Genomic DNA, 17,405 nt, shown 5'->3' on the forward strand with positions numbered 1-17,405 from the left:
CGTTACTCGGCAGCAGACCGTCCGACGCGCTGACGGTCCTGAGACGCTGCGATTGCCCGCAGACGGTTCATGACGCTCCCCGTACCAGCCGGGATCAGACGGCCGACAATGACGTTCTCTTTCAGACCGTTCAGGGTATCCACCTTCCCTGCCGTTGCAGCCTCTGTCAGGACACGTGTGGTCTCCTGGAAGGATGCAGCAGAGATGAAGGACTGGGTCTGCAGAGAGGCCTTGGTAATACCCTGCAGCACGGGCATGGCATGCGCAGGGCGCTCACCAGCATTCATGCGCTTGGTATTCTCGGTCTCATACTCAATCCGATCAACGGTTTCGCCAATGAGGTACGTCGTATCACCAGGTTCGAGAATTTCGACCTTCTGGAGCATCTGACGCACGATGACTTCAATGTGCTTATCGTTAATCTTCACGCCCTGCAGACGATACACATCCTGAATTTCGTTCACGAGGTAGTCGGACAAAGCCTCAACCCCCATGACTTTCAGAATGTCATGCGGCACGCGGGGACCATCGACCAGCGGATCGCCCTTCTCGACGAAGTCGCCTTCCTGAACAGACACGTGCTTGCCTTTGGGGATCAGATATTCAGTCTCTTCACCCGTCTCATCGTTCTTCACGATAACACGACGCTTGGACTTGTAATCCTTCCCAAACTCAACACGGCCTTCCATTTCCGCGATAATCGCATGGTCTTTCGGGCGACGGGCTTCGAAAAGCTCGGCCACACGCGGCAGACCACCGGTAATATCACGGGTCTTGGACCCTTCACGCGGCAGACGTGCCAGCACGTCACCCGCATGAACTTCTGCGCCGTTTTCAACAGACAGAAGTGATTCAGGCGGCAGGAAGTAACGAGCATCGTTGCCGTTATCCAGCTTGATCACGTCGCCCTTGGCGTCCTTCAGCTGCAAGCGCGGACGCAGATCAACGCCCTTCCCTGCCTGCTTGTAGTCCACCACGGTCTTGGCGGTCAGGCCCGTCACTTCATCCATACGCTCGACAAGCGTGATGGAGTCGATCAGGTCAAGATACTCAACCTTACCAGCCTTCTCGGTGATGATCGGCAGGGTGTAGGGGTCCCACTCGGCCAGTTTCTGAGCGCGTGTGACTTCCGCACCTTCCGTCGTCAGCAGACGAGCACCATACGGCACACGATAGCGGGCTTTTTCGACCCCGGCTTCGTCCGTCAGCAGGATTTCACAGTTACGGGCCATGACAACCGGCACGCCCTGACTGTTCTGCACAACGTTGCGGTTACGAATAACCACTTTACCGTCACGAGACGCTTCGATCATGGACTGCTCAGCACCACGCTGCGCCGCACCACCAATATGGAAGGTACGCATGGTCAGCTGGGTGCCCGGCTCACCGATGGACTGCGCGGCAATAACACCGACAGCTTCACCAATGTTGACCGGCGTGCCGCGTGCGAGGTCACGGCCATAGCAGTGGCCACAGACGCCAACACGGCTGTCACAGGTCAACACGGAACGGATGAGAACCGTTTCCACACCGGATGCTTCAATGCGTTCTGCGTCGGCTTCGTCGATCAGGCAGTTGCGCGGGGCAACCACGTTACCAGAAGCCGGATCAATCACATCAGCAGCCAGCGTCCGGCCGAGGATCCGTTCAGACAGAGAGGAAACAACCTCACCGCCATCCAGCACCGCACGAATGGTCAGGCCACGCTCGGTGCCGCAATCATTTTCGACAATGATGCAGTCCTGCGCCACGTCGACCAGACGACGCGTCAGATAACCGGAGTTTGCGGTCTTCAGAGCGGTATCGGCCAGACCCTTACGTGCACCATGGGTAGACGTAAAGTAATCGAGAACCGAGAGACCTTCTTTAAAGTTCGCAATAATCGGCTGTTCAATAATCTCACCAGACGGCTTGGCCATCAGACCACGCATACCAGCAAGCTGCTTCATCTGTGCCGGTGACCCACGAGCCCCGGAGTGGCTCATCATCCACACAGAGTTGATGGGCTTGCCGACTTCCTGACGAGAAATCTCTTTGGTCATCGCGGCCTGGACTTCGTCCGTGCAGCGAGACCATGCGTCCACCACCTTATTGTAGCGTTCGCCAGCCGTGATCAGACCATCCTGATACTGCTGTTCGAATTCTTTGACTTCAGCCGCTGTGCGGTCAACCAGCACTTTCTTTTCGGCCGGGATGATCATGTCATCCTTACCGAAGGAAATACCGGCCTTAGCAGCGTGACGGAAACCAAGCGCCATCAGACGGTCACAGAAGATCACCGCTTCTTTCTGACCACAGTGACGATAAACCGTATCAATAACGTCAGACACGGCTTTCTTGGTCAGCTGCTTGTTGATCAGCGAGAACGGAATGGCTTCGCTCTTCGGCAGGATCTGAGCAATCAGCACGCGACCCGGAGTGGTCACAACCGTTTCATGCTGCTTCTTGCCGTCTGCGTCGATCGTCTCGAAACGGGCACGGATCTTGTCGTGCAGCTTCAGGACGCCAGCATTCAGAGCGTATTCCACTTCACCGATGGACGAGAAGGACGGTGCACCTTTGGTCGTCAGTTTACCAGTGGTGTTGTCATACTCGTTACGGTCCGGCGTCACACCGAATTCAGGCGTTTCAAGGCTGAGGTAATACAGACCAAGAACAATATCCTGAGACGGCACGATAATCGGCTTACCGTTTGCCGGGCTGAGAATGTTGTTGGTGGACATCATCAGCACGCGGGCTTCAAGCTGGGCTTCGAGGCTCAGCGGCACGTGCACAGCCATCTGGTCACCGTCGAAATCCGCGTTGAACGCAGTACAGACGAGCGGATGCAGCTGGATGGCCTTACCTTCAACCAGCACAGGTTCGAACGCCTGAATGCCGAGACGGTGAAGGGTCGGTGCGCGGTTCAGCATCACGGGATGCTCGCGGATGACCTCTTCAAGGATATCCCAGACTTCCGGACGCTCTTTTTCAACCATGCGCTTTGCAGCTTTAATGGTTGTGGCGTGGCCGTATTTTTCCAGCTTGGAGTAGATGAACGGCTTGAACAGTTCCAGCGCCATCTTCTTGGGAAGACCGCACTGGTGCAGCTTCATTTCCGGGCCAACCACGATGACCGAACGGCCAGAGTAGTCAACGCGCTTACCAAGAAGGTTCTGACGGAAGCGGCCCTGCTTGCCTTTCAGCATGTCGGACAGAGACTTCAGCGGACGCTTGTTGGCACCGGTAATGGCACGGCCACGACGGCCGTTATCAAACAGGGCATCGACAGCTTCCTGAAGCATACGCTTTTCGTTACGCACGATAATATCGGGCGCACGCAGCTCCATCAGGCGCTTGAGACGGTTGTTACGGTTGATGACGCGACGATACAGATCGTTCAGATCGGACGTTGCGAAACGACCACCATCCAGCGGCACCAGCGGACGCAGTTCCGGCGGGATGACGGGAACCAGATCAAGGATCATCCACTCAGGGCGCGAACCGCTTTCTGAGAAGGCCTCAATCAGCTTCAGACGTTTGACAAGCTTCTTGCGCTTGGCTTCAGACGTCGTTTCTTTCAGTTCCTGACGCAAATCGACCTTTTCGGCATCACAGTCGATGCGTTCAAGCACCTTCTTGATGGCCTCAGCGCCGATCCCGACTTCAATACCTTCTTCGCCATATTCATCCATGGCGTCGAGATACTGTTCTTCCGTCAGCAGAGAATACTGCTTGAGCGGAGACGTGCCGGGTTCAAGAACCAGATAGTTCTCGAAATACAGAACCTTTTCGAGGTCTTTCAGCGTCATATCGACCATCAGACCGATACGGCTCGGGAGAGACTTCAGGAACCAGATATGGGCAACAGGGCTGGCCAGCTGGATGTGACCCATCCGCTCACGCCGCACTTTTGCCAGGGTGACTTCAACGCCGCATTTTTCACAGACAATACCGCGGAACTTCATCCGCTTGTATTTGCCGCACAGGCATTCGTAGTCCTTAATCGGGCCAAAAATACGTGCGCAGAACAGACCATCACGCTCCGGCTTGAATGTCCGGTAGTTGATTGTCTCGGGCTTCTTGATTTCACCAAACGACCAAGACCGGATCTGCTCAGGCGATGCGAGCTGAATCTTGATCTGGTCGAAGGTCATCGCCTGGCCGGTCTGGCCAAGAATTTTCATGAGTTCATTCATGTGCCGAAGCCCCCAAAGGGAAATGAGGAGCCGGAATCGTCATTCCGGCCTCCCCCTCAAAATAAAAACGGATCGTGCTGCTAAGGGTCACCTTTATTTGGCCCCCTGCTCCAGCTCAACATTCAGGCCAAGGGACTTCAGTTCCTTGATCAGAACGTTAAAGCTTTCCGGAATACCGGCTTCAAAGTCATCCTGCTCACGCACAATGGCTTCATAGACCTTGGTTCGACCGGACACGTCATCCGATTTCACCGTCAGCATTTCCTGCAGCGTATACGCAGCACCATAGGCTTCAAGAGCCCAGACTTCCATTTCACCAAAGCGCTGACCACCGAACTGCGCCTTACCACCCAGCGGCTGCTGGGTCACAAGGGAGTACGGACCGATGGAACGTGCGTGGATCTTGTCATCAACAAGGTGATGCAGCTTGAGCATGTAGATGTAACCAACTGTGGTCTTACGCTCAAACGGCTCGCCCGTGCGTCCGTCGATCAGCTGAGACTGACCGGATTTATGAACACCGGCTTTTTCAAGCATGGCTTCAATATCCGGGATGGAGGCCCCATCGAACACCGGCGTTGCAATCGGCACGCCCTTGCGCAGATTGTTGCACAGCTCGGTCAGCTCGCGGTTGTCCATGTCGGCAATGGCTTCGTCATAGATGTTCTGCCCATACACGTCCTTCAGACGGTCCAGCAGTTCCTGACGTTTTTCACCAGTGCGCTGGTATTCATCCACCAGTTCACCAATGCCACGACCAAGGTTGGCACAAGCCCAGCCAAGATGCGTTTCCAGAATCTGCCCCACGTTCATACGTGACGGCACACCCAGCGGGTTCAGCACGATGTCCACAGACGTGCCGTCTTCCAGGAAGGGCATGTCTTCAACAGGCACCACGCGAGAAACCACACCCTTGTTCCCGTGACGACCGGCCATTTTGTCACCCGGCTGCAGCTTACGCTTCACCGCGACAAACACCTTGACCATCTTCATCACGCCGGGCGGCAGTTCATCACCGCGCTGCAGCTTTTCAACCTTGCTTTCAAAGCGGGCCTGAATTTTTGCCACGGAGGCATCAAATTCACGACGCAGCGTTTCCAGCTCAGCCATGACTTCATCGGACGCCACAACAATGTTGCGCCATGCGCCACGCGGGTTTTCGTCCAGAACTTCGTCCGTAATCACGGTGCCGGAGCGAATACCTTTGAAGCCGGCCCCAGCGGTCTGATCGAGCAGCTTTTCACGCAGACGGCTATAGAAGGAGCGTTCCTGAATAGCGCGCTCGTCATCACGGTCCTTGGACAGACGTTCGATCTCGGCGCGTTCAATCGCCATCGCACGTTCGTCCTTGTCCACGCCACGGCGTGAGAACACGCGGACGTCAACAATGGTGCCGGTCGTGCCGGGCGGCAGACGCAGAGACGTATCACGCACGTCAGACGCTTTTTCACCGAAGATGGCGCGCAGAAGTTTTTCTTCCGGCGTCATCGGGCTTTCACCCTTCGGCGTGACCTTACCGATGAGGATATCACCGGGGTTCACTTCAGCACCGACGTAAACGATACCAGCTTCGTCCAGGTTACGCAGCGCTTCTTCACCCACGTTGGGGATATCACGCGTGATTTCTTCCTGACCCAGCTTGGTATCACGCGCCATGACTTCGAATTCCTCGATATGGATCGAGGTAAACACGTCATCCTTCGCAATACGTTCGGAGATCAGGATGGAATCTTCGAAGTTGTAACCGTTCCAGGGCATAAACGCGACGAGCGTGTTACGGCCCAGAGCCAGTTCACCCAGCTCCGTGGACGGACCATCGGCAATGATGTCACCAGCGCGAACCGTGTCCCCAACATGCACCAGCGGACGCTGGTTGATGCAGGTGGACTGGTTGGAGCGGGAGTATTTCCGCAGACGATAGATATCAACGCCCTGCGTAGACCCGTTCTCATCCGTTGCACGCACAACGATACGCGCACCGTCGATCTGATCCACAATACCCTGACGACGGGCAACAATCGTTGCACCGGAGTCATGAGCCACGGCGGCTTCCATCCCTGTGCCAACCAGCGGCGCATCAGAGCGCACCAGCGGCACAGCCTGACGCTGCATGTTGGAGCCCATCAGTGCGCGGTTCGCGTCATCGTTCTCAAGGAACGGAATGAGCGCTGCAGCGACGGAAACCAGCTGCTTGGGAGACACGTCACAGGCCGTCACTTCGGTCGGCGGCACGAGGCGGAAGTCCCCGCCACGACGCACGGACACCAGATCGCCCGTCAGGGTGCCATCAGCATCCTGCTTGGCATCAGCCTGTGCCACCACCAGCTTTTCTTCTTCCATGGCAGAAAGATATTTCCAGCCATCCTGAAGAATGCCGTCTTTCACCAGGCGATACGGCGTTTCAATAAAGCCGTATTTGTTCACCTTGGCGTAGGTGGACAGAGAGTTGATCAGACCGATGTTCGGGCCTTCCGGCGTTTCAATCGGGCAGATACGGCCGTAATGGGTCGGATGAACGTCACGAACTTCAAAGCCTGCGCGCTCACGTGTCAGACCACCCGGGCCAAGCGCTGAAAGACGACGCTTATGCGTGACTTCAGACAGCGGGTTGGTCTGATCCATGAACTGGCTCAGCTGAGAAGACCCGAAGAACTCACGCACAGCAGCAGCGGCAGGCTTCGCGTTGATCAGATCATGCGGCATGACCGTATCAATATCGACAGAACCCATACGCTCACGAATAGCGCGCTCCATACGCAGCAGGCCAACGCGATACTGGTTTTCCATCAGTTCACCAACCGAGCGAACACGGCGGTTACCAAGGTTATCAATATCGTCGACCTGACCGCGGCCGTCCTTCAGTTCACACATCACCTTGATGGTGCGCAGGATGTCTTCCTTACGCAGAACGCGCACGGTATCCGGCACATCGATATCAAGACGCATGTTCATCTTCACACGACCGACCGAAGAGAGGTCATAGCGGTCGGGATCGAAGAACAGGCCATGGAACATGGCATCAGCGGTTTCAGCCGTCGGCGGCTCACCCGGACGCATGACGCGATAGATATCGATCAGCGCTTCATCACGCGCGGTGTTCTTGTCAACCGTCAGCGTGTTGCGGATCCACGGGCCCTTGGCAGCATCAATTGCCAGAACCGGCATTTCCGTCACGCCAGCGTCTTCAAGACCCGTCAGCGTTGCTTCGGTGATTTCGTCACCAGCTTCTGCGTAGATCTCGCCGGTTTCGAGATTGACCATATCACGGGCAATAAAGCGGCCCAGCAGATCAATTTCACCAACCAGCACTTCGCGGGTTTTTTCAGCGATCTTGCGCACCATACGGGCGGTCAGCTTGGCTTCTGCCTCAGCAACCACTTCGCCGGTTTCTGCGTCAACCAGCGGTGCCAGCAGCTTCAGACCACGGAAAGAGTCCGCATCGAACGGACGCGCCCAGCCTTTAGCCGTTTTGGTGAAGGTGACGGTGTCATAGAAGTAGGAGAGGATTTCATTATCATCCATCCCCTTGATATCCAGAGCATCGACGTCCCCGCCTTCTGCCATTTTCGCTTTACGGGCAGCGGCAGATGCCTCGCCTTCCAGCGCATACAGCAGCGTAGTAACAGGCAGCTTACGCTTCCGGTCGATACGCACATAAATCAGATCTTTGGCGTCAAACTCGAAGTCCAGCCAGGACCCGCGATACGGAATGACGCGTGCGGCAAACAGATATTTGCCGGAAGAGTGCGTCTTGCCCTTATCGTGGTCAAAGAACACACCGGGAGACCGGTGCATCTGGCTGACGATAACACGCTCGGTGCCATTAATAATGAAGGTCCCGTTGTCGGTCATCAGGGGCATGTCGCCCATATAGACCGGCTGCTCCTTGATATCCCTGATGGAGCGGGAACCCGTATCTTCATCCACATCCCATACAATGAGACGCAGGATCACTTTCAGCGGAGCGGAATAGGTCAGCCCGCGCTGAATGCATTCTTCAACATCATATTTCGGCTCTTCGAATTCGTAGCTAACGAATTCCAGCCGCCCGCGACCTGCAAAGTCATTAATCGGGAATACAGACCGGAAAACCTCCTGCAAACCTGTCGGCGTGCGCGCATCAGGCGACACATTCGCCTGAAGAAACGTCTCGTAAGACGCCCGCTGCACGTCAATCAGGTTCGGCATCGGAGCGATTTCGGGGATCCGCCCGAAACTCTTGCGAATCCGCTTCCGTCCTGTGAACGATTTGGTGATTGCGTTCATCGTCGCTCCTGCCCTGCCCTTTGTCTCGGACCATCAGGCCCGCCGCGCTCTACCGCGAGCCTGATGGTCCGACCTGTAGTAACCGGCCTTCACTGATACCGGGAAGACCCCGGCCTCTATACCTGCTCCGAACCGGATCCGAAACAGGCAAACGGGCAGAGGCAACATACCCCCACCCGAAAACCTTTTCCATTACCCCGCCGCCCTGAGGCAGCGGGACTTTGGCAAACTTATTTAATTTCGACGCTTGCGCCGTTGTCTTCAAGAGTCTTCTTGATTTTTTCGGCTTCGTCTTTGCTAGCGCCTTCTTTAACGGTCTTCGGTGCGCCTTCAACCAGGTCTTTGGCTTCTTTCAGGCCCAGACCCGTGATGCCACGGATTTCCTTAATGACGTTGATTTTCTTGTCGCCAGCTTTGGTCAGAATGACGTCAAACTCGGTCTTTTCTTCAGCCGGAGCAGCGGCAGCAGCCGGACCAGCAGCAGCAACAGCAACCGGAGCAGCGGCGGAAACGCCCCACTTTTCTTCCAGCAGCTTGGAGAGTTCAGCAGCTTCGAGAACGGTCAGAGCAGACAGTTCGTCAACGAGCTTGTTCAGATCAGCCATGATTAGACTTCCTAATATAAACACTGGTTTGCAAAGCACAACCTCCCCGGTGGAAGGCCATGCGATTTCTTGAACACGTCTTCAGATGAAGGCGTGCTTTAGGCGGCTTCCGCCTCACCCGTTTTGGCATAGGCCCCAAAAACCCGGGCAAGCTGCCCTGCCGGTGCCTGGGTAACACCTGCGATACGCGTAGCGGGCGTGGAGATAAGACCCACGAGCTGCGCGCGCAGTGCATCCAGAGACGGCAGTTCGGCCAGAGCCTTCAGTCCGTTGGCGTCAAGCACCTGCGAACCAAGAGAACCCCCGACCAGCACAAGCTTGTCATTGGTTTTGGCGAACTCGACGATCACCTTTGCCACTGCTACCGGATCAGCTGCCCATGCAAGAGCAGTCGGTCCTTTAAGCATCGGCTTAATGCCGTCGAACTGGGTCCCATCCAGGGCGAGAGTTGCCAGCCGGTTTTTTGCGACCTTGTAAGTTGCACCCGCTGCACGCACTTTGCGTCGCAGATCCGTCACATCAGCTACGGTCAACCCAGCATTCTGGGTCACCACAACCATGGACGTTTCAGCGAACACGGCGGCAAGGGCGGCAACAGCGGCCTGCTTTTCCGTACGGTTCAAATCCCGTCTCCGTCTTGCTTCATCCAGCCTTGGCCGAATAAAGCGGGTTGCCCTCAGGATTTCACAAAACAGCGTGAAATCCGCTCGCCTGTCCTTCAAACGGAATACCCGGAGCCTGCCGAAAAACAGCCTGCAACCAGCATCCCCGTCTTACACGCGCAAACCTATAAGGTCTTTTACGGCACAAGGCCACGTGTGATCTCGGACAGGATCGGGAAGCAACCCGAAGGCGCTTCCCTTAATGTGCCGCACCAGACCGAAGCCCAGCACAGCAGCATCTCAAACTCAGCCTGCGAAAGCTGAGATATCGACCTGAACGCCCGGACCCATGGTGGACGCAAGAGCGATCTTCTTCAGATACGTGCCCTTTGCACCCGTCGGGCGAGCTTTCTGCACGGCATCGATGAATGCGCGAGCATTTTCAATCAGCTTTGCTTCATCGAAAGAAGCCTTGCCGATGCCAGCATGCACGATACCGGCTTTTTCAGCGCGGTATTCGACCTGACCGGACTTGGCTGCCGTAATAGCACCCTTAACGTCCATGGTCACGGTGCCCAGCTTCGGGTTCGGCATCAGACCACGCGGACCGAGGATCTTACCCAGACGACCGACCAGAGCCATCATGTCCGGGGTTGCAATGCAGCGATCGAATTCGATTTCGCCAGCCTGCACTTTTTCCATCAGATCTTCAGCGCCAACAACGTCGGCACCAGCAGCGGTTGCTTCTTCAGCTTTCGCGCCACGAGCAAACACGCCAACGCGCAGCGTTTTACCCGTGCCGTTCGGCAGGGAAACGAAACCGCGAACCATCTGGTCAGCATGACGCGGGTCAATGCCCAGGTTGAGGGAGATTTCAACCGTTTCGTCAAACTTAGCCGTTGCATTGCCCTTTACCAGGGAAATAGCTTCGTCCAGCCCGTAAGACTGACCGTGAGTGACTTTGCTGCGTGCAGCGGCAATACGCTTGTTCTTAGCCATGCTCTCAGCCCTCCACCGTCAGACCCATGGAACGGGCAGAACCTACCAGCATCCGCACGGCGCCATCGATATCGTTAGCGTTCATGTCTTTGAACTTCTGCTCTGCGATTTCCTGCAGCTGACCCATGGTCACCTTGCCGACAGCAGCAGACTTACCAACCGTCTGGCTACCTTTGGAGATCTTGGCAGCTTTCAGCAGGAAGTAGGTGTTCGGCGGCGTCTTGGTGATGAAGCTGAACGTGCGGTCTGCATAAGCGGTGATGACGACCGGGATCGGCATACCTGGCTCAAGACCCTGGGTCTTGGCGTTGAACTCTTTACAGAACTGCATGATGTTCAGACCACGCTGACCGAGCGCGGGACCAACCGGCGGCGAAGGATTCGCTTTGCCAGCAGGAATCTGAAGCTTGATGTAGCCAACAACTTTTTTGGCCATATCCGGGACTCCTCATTATTGAACCCGGACCGCGGTTCTCACGACTCCTCTGAGCCATGGTTATGGCACAGGAAGAGCCTCCCGCGTTCCGATAGGAAAGGCGCGCTTACCGGTGCGCGCCGCTTGTGTCAAGAGGCTGACGCATATTTGCACCGCCCGATGTCAGGTCAGATGCCGTAGGATCAGCCTGTGTGCTGATGCCACCAAGTGGGGCTGCATGGCGCAGATTGCCATACTGCAGCGGGTGGAACGGCATGATTTTATCAGACTGCGGCAGCTCTGCCCGAGACCAGCCACCACCCAGCGCGCGAATCAGTTCCACGCGCGCATCAACAGCACGGGTCTGCACCTGCACAAGGGCAATACGCGCGTTCAGCGCCGCCACCTGTGCCACAACCACATCAAGGTAGTTGGTCAGGCCGCCGGTATAGAGCGCCATGGTCATGGTCTGAGTATGCAGGGCCGCACTCACAGCATTGCTCTGCTGCTGTGATTCCGTCTTCAGGCGGCTGGTGCGCGTGAGGTTATCTTCCACCTCCTGAAACGCATCCAGCACGGTGCTGCGATACAGGTCTTCCTGCTCCCGGTATTGCGACCAGTTGCGCTGCAGCTCGGCACGCCGCAAACCGCCCTGGAACAGTGGCAGCAACGCCTGCACGCCAAACTGGTACATAGAGTTGGAGAGAGACGCGAGGTCAAACCCGTTATCCATGAAGCCCGTCATGGCGTTGAAGGTAATGTGCGGATAGAACGCCGCGCGTGAGACACCAATCGCCCGGTTGGCCTGCGCCATACGTCGCTCGGCCTCGGCAATATCTGGCCGCCGTTCCAGCAACGTGGAGGGCAGAGCAACCGGCGGTTGCGCCTCAGCAAACCCCAGACGCGTGACCGGCGCGATATGGAATGAGGCAGGCGCCTGATTCACCAGCACCGCAATGGCATGCTCCATCACATCCCGCTGGGCGCGCACCTCGGTTTCCTGCGCCTGCGTGGTGTAAAGCTGGGTTTCTGCACGTGAGACGTCCATCCCCGGTGCGATGGCCCCCGCCAGACGCATTTTGGTGACCTGCACCGCCGTCTGATAGTAGCGGATGGAATCCCGATACACCGCATCCTGCGCGTCCAGCCCGCGCAGCGTGACGTAATCGCTCGCCAGCTCGGCCTGCAGGCTCAGGCGGGCCAGCGCGTAGGCTGCGGCCTCGGCCTGCGTGCCCTGCTTGGCCATACGCACCTTGTTACGAATGGCAGACCAGAAATCCGGCTCCCATGTCGCTGTGCCCGAATATTGCTCGGACGACATATAGACCGGCCCCTGAGAACCAGCCCCACGCCACAGCCTGTGCCGTGAGCCCTTATATTTCTCACCGCTCGCGGCACCATTAACCTGCGGGTACAGGTGCGACTTAGCTTCCATCGCCACATCACGCGCCTGCATGAAGGCTTCCGCCTGCGCCTGAAGGCTCGGGTTCAGGCGCATGGCCTGCTCTTCCAGCTGGTTGAGTTGCGGGTCCCCCAGCATGGTCCACCAGTCTGGGCGGATCGCATCATCCGCCGGCTGGCCGGGCTGCAGAACCCCGTGGTTCTGCCCTTCCCACTGGGCGGGCAGCGTCAGCTTGGTCGGTTTGTAGCGCGGGGCCAGATCACACCCCGAGAGCATGGTGGCCAGAGAAAGACCAACCAGAAAACTCCGCTTCAGTCGCAGCGTCACGGCGCGCCCTGTCATGGGCGGCCTCCTTCTTCTGCCGCTGGCTGATTATCGTCCGGCATGGCGCGGGTATCATCATTACCCTGCTCGGCCTTCGGGGCTGGTGCCTTTTGTTCCGGCTTGGGCGGAGCCGGCTTTTTGGAAGCAACGTTATAACCCGGCGTGCCTTTAACAATCCGCACGCTCTGGCCATCCAGCAGGCCAGCAGAGGGGCTATTCACCACGCGGTCCGTTTTCTTCACACCGCGCAGGATCTGCACCGTTGTGCCCAGATTGGTCCCGACTGTCACACCCACCAGATGCACATGGTTGGAATCATCCACCAGCGCGACCTGCGTGCCTTCTGCGCGGAAAATAATCGCGCCTTCCGGCAGGATCAGCATGTCCGGGTCACCCGGCGCTTTGAAGTTGGCTGTGGCGTAGGAGTTCGGCCAGAGTTCGCCAGATTTGTTGTCCAGCGTGAGTTCCGTGGTCACCGTACGGGTCGAGGCATTAAAGGCCGTGGCGGTCGCCAGGAATTTCGCCTTGAAAGTGCGGTCCGGATATTGCGGGATGCTCAGATCGGCTTCCAGACGCGGAGAGATAATATCCGCATAGTCCTGCGGCACAGCAACGAACACGCGCATGGCATGCACATCCGCCACGCTGAACAGTTCTGTGGCATTCCCGTGAGAGTCCACATCCCCGCGCCCGGCGTTGACGTAATCCCCCACGTCCGCAAAACGCGATGTCACGATGCCATCAAACGGTGCGACAATTTTCTTGAAGCCTTCAAGTGCCGCAAACCGTTCCACGTCATGCCGTGCGGCTTCCACCTGCGCCTGCTGGGCCTCGGCATTGGCGGCCTGCACGTCCACTTCCTGCTGCGAGACAGCCTGCGTGCCCTGCAACGCCTTCCAGCGCCGCGCCGTAATCTGCGCCAGCTTGTAGCGGGCCTGAGCCACGTCCAGATTGGCCTTGGCGGCGGCATACTGCGCATCCAATCCCGGCGTGTCGATTTCCGCCAGAACGTCGCCAGATTTCACGACCGCACCAAAGTCTTTGTACCACATTTTCACGTAGCCAGAGACCTGCGCGTAAATGGGGGCCTGATACCATGCGGCAATATTGGCCGGCAGCGAGAGCGTGCGGACAGACGGTCCCGGCTGCGGGTAGATCACCTGCACGGCCGGTATCGCGTTATCCTGCGTTTCCTTTGCCAGATGCATGTAATGCGCCTGCCGCTGCACAATGCCGACAACTGCCAGAATAATGGCGACGATCGCGACAATAATGATTCCGATCGTCCTTTTGCGGGAAGACGCCGCATCATGCTGTGTGGTCTGCTCCGGCTGGCCACCGTCTTCATGATACCCGCTCATGCGCCTTCTCCCTGTTCCGTCGTCGTGGTCGGCTTTTTTCGATTATGCAGCATGGCGAAAACACATGGCACAAATAGCAAGGTTGCAACTGTTGCCACCAGCAGGCCGCCCATGACGGCTTTGCCCAGTGGCGCGTTCTGAGAATTACTGAGGGACATAGGCAACATCCCGATAATCATGGCGGAGGCCGTCATCAGCACGGGGCGAATACGCTCAAACCCGGATTCAATGGCGGCCTTAATGGCGTCGCCATGTTCTTCCAGCCGCTCCCGCGCAAAGGACACCACCAGAATGGCGTTGGCGGTTGCCGTGCCCATGCACATAATGGCCCCTGTCAGCGCAGGCACCGAGAGCGTGGTGTGCGTCAGGAACAGGCTCCAGGAAATCCCGGCCAGTGCGCCCGGAAGGGCTGTGATGATGATGAACGGGTCCAGCCAGGACTGAAAGTTGACCACAATCAGCAGGTAGACCAGCAGCACGGACATGGCCAGGCCACCTAGCAGCTGCGCGTAGGCGCTGTTCATGGTCACCGCCTGCCCGCGCACTTCCAGCGCGGAACCATGAGGCAGGTCCGGACGGACCTCATCCACAATACGCTCCACCTCACGGGACACCGTGCCGAGATCAATGCCCTCGTTAGAGGCGTAAATGTCGAACACCGGCAGAATGTTGTAGTGCGAGACCTCACCTGGCGTGCCTGTCTGCACGATCTGGCTCAAACCACCCAGAATCTGCGGGTTCTGGCCGGACGGGTTGCCATCGCCCTTATCAATAGGCGTGATTTCCAGATCATTCATGGTCTGCAGGAAGGTGGCCGGGGTCTGAATATCAATCAGATGCGAGACACCTGTCTTGGTATCCAACCAGTACACCTGCCCAACCTGAGAACTGCCAGAGAGCGACACCAGCGCGTTGTTCGCCACATCGGCTTCCGTAATTCCGGTGCCCAGCGCGTAGGTCCGCTGCGTGTTGACCCGCAGGGTGGGCGTCGTCATTGGCTGCTGGACGGACACATCCGTCAGCCCCGTAACGTGCCGCAGACGGTCCGCCAGACGGTTTGCAAAGCGGAAATTCTCCGCAAGGTTACGGCCCGTAATCTGCACATCAATCGGGGACGGCAGACCGAAGTTCAGGATCTTGGCGGTCAGATCCCCCGGCAGGAAGGAAATCTGCGTGCCGGGGAATTTCTCACCCAGATTGTGGCGGATCATCCTGCGATATTCCGCTACGGGGGAGTCCGGGTCTTTCAGTGAGACCGTGAGGTCACAATCCTGCGTGCCGACCGTGGGGGTAGGAATATAGGCCTGATTAAGCGGGCTGAACGGCAGGCCGCAGTTATCGACAATACTTTCCACCTGCCCCGGCAGCGTGCGTTCAATCTCGTCATTCACCAGCTGGGAAATTTTGCCCGCTTCCGAGAGCTTGGTGCCCAGCGGTGCGCGCATGTGGATGGCCATGGTGTCGGAATTGATTTCCGGGAAGAAGTCCTGCCCCACAAAGAACAGCAGCCCCAGAGACCCCAGCGAACACACCACAAACACCGGAATGAAGGTGCCGCGCGTGGCGACCAGATGGGTCAGCAGGTTCTGGTATCCGTGACGGAAGTCCTCAAACTTGCGCTCAAACCCCTTCTGGAACCGGCCAAAAATGGTTTTAGGCGCCACCGGACCATGCGCATGCGCGGCCACCTGAGCGGCCAGCATGTATTTCGCCATGGTCGGCACGAGGGTTCGGGAAAGGATGAAGGAGGCAATCATCGCAAAGATGATGGCTTCCGCCATCGGCATGAACAGCCAGCCCGCAACGCCAGTCAGCTGGAACAGCGGCATCCATACGATACAGATACACAGCGTAGAGACGAAGGTGGGGATCACGATCTGATTGGCGGCATCGATAATCGCGGTCTCGAGATCCTTGTCCATCTCGAGATGCGCATCGATGTTTTCAATCATCACGGTGGCATCATCCACCAGAATACCCACGGCCAGCGCCAAACCGCCGAGGGTCATGACGTTAATGGTCTGCCCGGCCCAGCCCAGCCCGATAATGGAGCACAGCATGGCCAGCGGAATGGAGGTGGCGATAATGACAGTCGAGCGCCAGGAGCCGAGGAACAGCAACACCACAAGCCCGGTCAGGCAGGCGGCGGTCAGCATTTCCCGCAGCACGTCCTGCACGGATTCCTTCACAAAGGTGGAGGCGTCATTCAACACCTTGATGTTCACACCTTCGGGCAGGGTTTTCACGATACCGGGGAGCAGCTTCTTCACGCCCGCCACAACTTCGAGTGTCGAGGCGTCACCGCTCTTCATGACCACAATCAGAACGCCCTGCTGACCTTTGACCAGCACGAGGTTGGTCTGCGGCGGGCCACCCTGATGCACCCACGCCACGTCCTGCAGGCGGACTACGGCATTCCCCACCTGCTTGATGGGCAGCATGTTGAGGTCATCCATGTCACGCGGGGAGGCGTTGGTCTGCACCATCCAGTCAAATGCGCCAATCCGCTGGTCACCCGCGGGGAGCACGATGTTCTGACTGTTTAGAGCCTTGGACACATCCACGGGCGAGAGCCGGTGCGCCAGCAGTTTAACGGGGTCCAGATCGACCATCACGTTGCCGGGCTGGCCGCCATAGGGGTTCGGGATTGCCGCCCCTGCCACGGACACCAGCGCAGGCCGGATAAGGTTGGACGACATATCGTAGATCTGTGAGGCCGTCATGGAGGTCGAGGAGACCTGCAACGTGATGACCGGCACAGAGGAGGCGTTATAGGCCAGCACCAGCGGCGGCGTGGAGCCGGTGGGCATCTGCTTGATCACGGTCTGGGAGACCGAGGTGATCTGCGTCTGCGCCACGGCGGTATCCGTACCGGGCTGGAAGAAGATTTTGACAATCCCGCGGCCGTAATAGGACTGGCTTTCAATATGCTCGATATTGTTCACCGTCGCGGTCAGCGCACGTTCGTAGTAATACACCACGCGGCCGGACATATCTTCAGGCATCAGGCCGGTATAGGTCCAGACCACGGCTACCACCGGGATCTTGATACTGGGGAAGACGTCAGTCGGTGTCGTAAAGACACCTCTGATACCAAACACCAGAATAAGAATGGAGAGTACCACAAAGGTATACGGCTTTTTAAGCGCCGTTACGACAATCTCATTCATACGTGACAGCCCCTGCCGACACGTCTAAACGCCAGCATCCAGATAAATCGCTCATATCAACTTGGATACAGATATCCCCCCTG

The 17,405-nt window shown here is 57.5% G+C and carries 9 protein-coding genes; all 9 read right to left on the reverse strand.

Features of this window, described 5'->3' with window-relative positions; genetic code table 11:
- Nucleotides 1–2: 2 nt before the first annotated feature.
- The 9 genes from rpoC to AD930_RS16675 all read right to left on the reverse strand — a co-directional run bounded on the left by rpoC (nt 3) and on the right by AD930_RS16675 (nt 17,322).
- Nucleotides 3–4,178, reverse strand: a complete 4,176-nt coding sequence (gene rpoC, locus AD930_RS16635) for a DNA-directed RNA polymerase subunit beta' (RefSeq protein WP_061507094.1) — start codon at nt 4,176–4,178, stop codon at nt 3–5.
- A gap of 93 nt (nt 4,179–4,271) precedes the next feature.
- The gene (gene rpoB / locus AD930_RS16640) at nt 4,272–8,444 is read right to left on the reverse strand and encodes a DNA-directed RNA polymerase subunit beta (protein WP_043552231.1); all 4,173 of its coding nucleotides are present in this window, start codon (nt 8,442–8,444) and stop codon (nt 4,272–4,274) included.
- A gap of 230 nt (nt 8,445–8,674) precedes the next feature.
- The gene (gene rplL, locus AD930_RS16645; RefSeq protein ID WP_043552229.1) at nt 8,675–9,049 is read right to left on the reverse strand and encodes a 50S ribosomal protein L7/L12; all 375 of its coding nucleotides are present in this window, start codon (nt 9,047–9,049) and stop codon (nt 8,675–8,677) included.
- Nucleotides 9,050–9,147: 98 nt separating this feature from the next.
- Nucleotides 9,148–9,672, reverse strand: a complete 525-nt coding sequence (rplJ, locus tag AD930_RS16650; protein WP_043552228.1) for a 50S ribosomal protein L10 — start codon at nt 9,670–9,672, stop codon at nt 9,148–9,150.
- Between the two features lie 285 nt (nt 9,673–9,957).
- On the reverse strand, nt 9,958–10,650 hold the full coding sequence (rplA, locus tag AD930_RS16655) for a 50S ribosomal protein L1 (RefSeq protein WP_043552226.1): 693 nt from the start codon (nt 10,648–10,650) through the stop codon (nt 9,958–9,960).
- 4 nt (nt 10,651–10,654) lie between these two features.
- Nucleotides 10,655–11,086 carry a 50S ribosomal protein L11 gene (rplK, locus tag AD930_RS16660; protein ID WP_043552224.1) on the reverse strand — a complete coding sequence of 144 codons (432 nt, stop codon included), beginning with the start codon at nt 11,084–11,086 and terminating at the stop codon, nt 10,655–10,657.
- A 106-nt stretch (nt 11,087–11,192) separates the two neighbouring features.
- Nucleotides 11,193–12,743, reverse strand: a complete 1,551-nt coding sequence (locus tag AD930_RS16665) for an efflux transporter outer membrane subunit (protein ID WP_373320518.1) — start codon at nt 12,741–12,743, stop codon at nt 11,193–11,195.
- A 62-nt stretch (nt 12,744–12,805) separates the two neighbouring features.
- Nucleotides 12,806–14,152, reverse strand: a complete 1,347-nt coding sequence (locus AD930_RS16670) for an efflux RND transporter periplasmic adaptor subunit (RefSeq protein ID WP_043552222.1) — start codon at nt 14,150–14,152, stop codon at nt 12,806–12,808.
- Nucleotides 14,149–17,322 carry an efflux RND transporter permease subunit gene (locus AD930_RS16675; RefSeq protein WP_043552220.1) on the reverse strand — a complete coding sequence of 1,058 codons (3,174 nt, stop codon included), beginning with the start codon at nt 17,320–17,322 and terminating at the stop codon, nt 14,149–14,151. Before AD930_RS16675 ends, AD930_RS16670 begins: the two co-directional genes overlap by 4 nt.
- Nucleotides 17,323–17,405: the final 83 nt, after the last annotated feature.

Source organism: Acetobacter malorum (assembly GCF_001580615.1).
Lineage (GTDB): Bacteria > Pseudomonadota > Alphaproteobacteria > Acetobacterales > Acetobacteraceae > Acetobacter > Acetobacter malorum.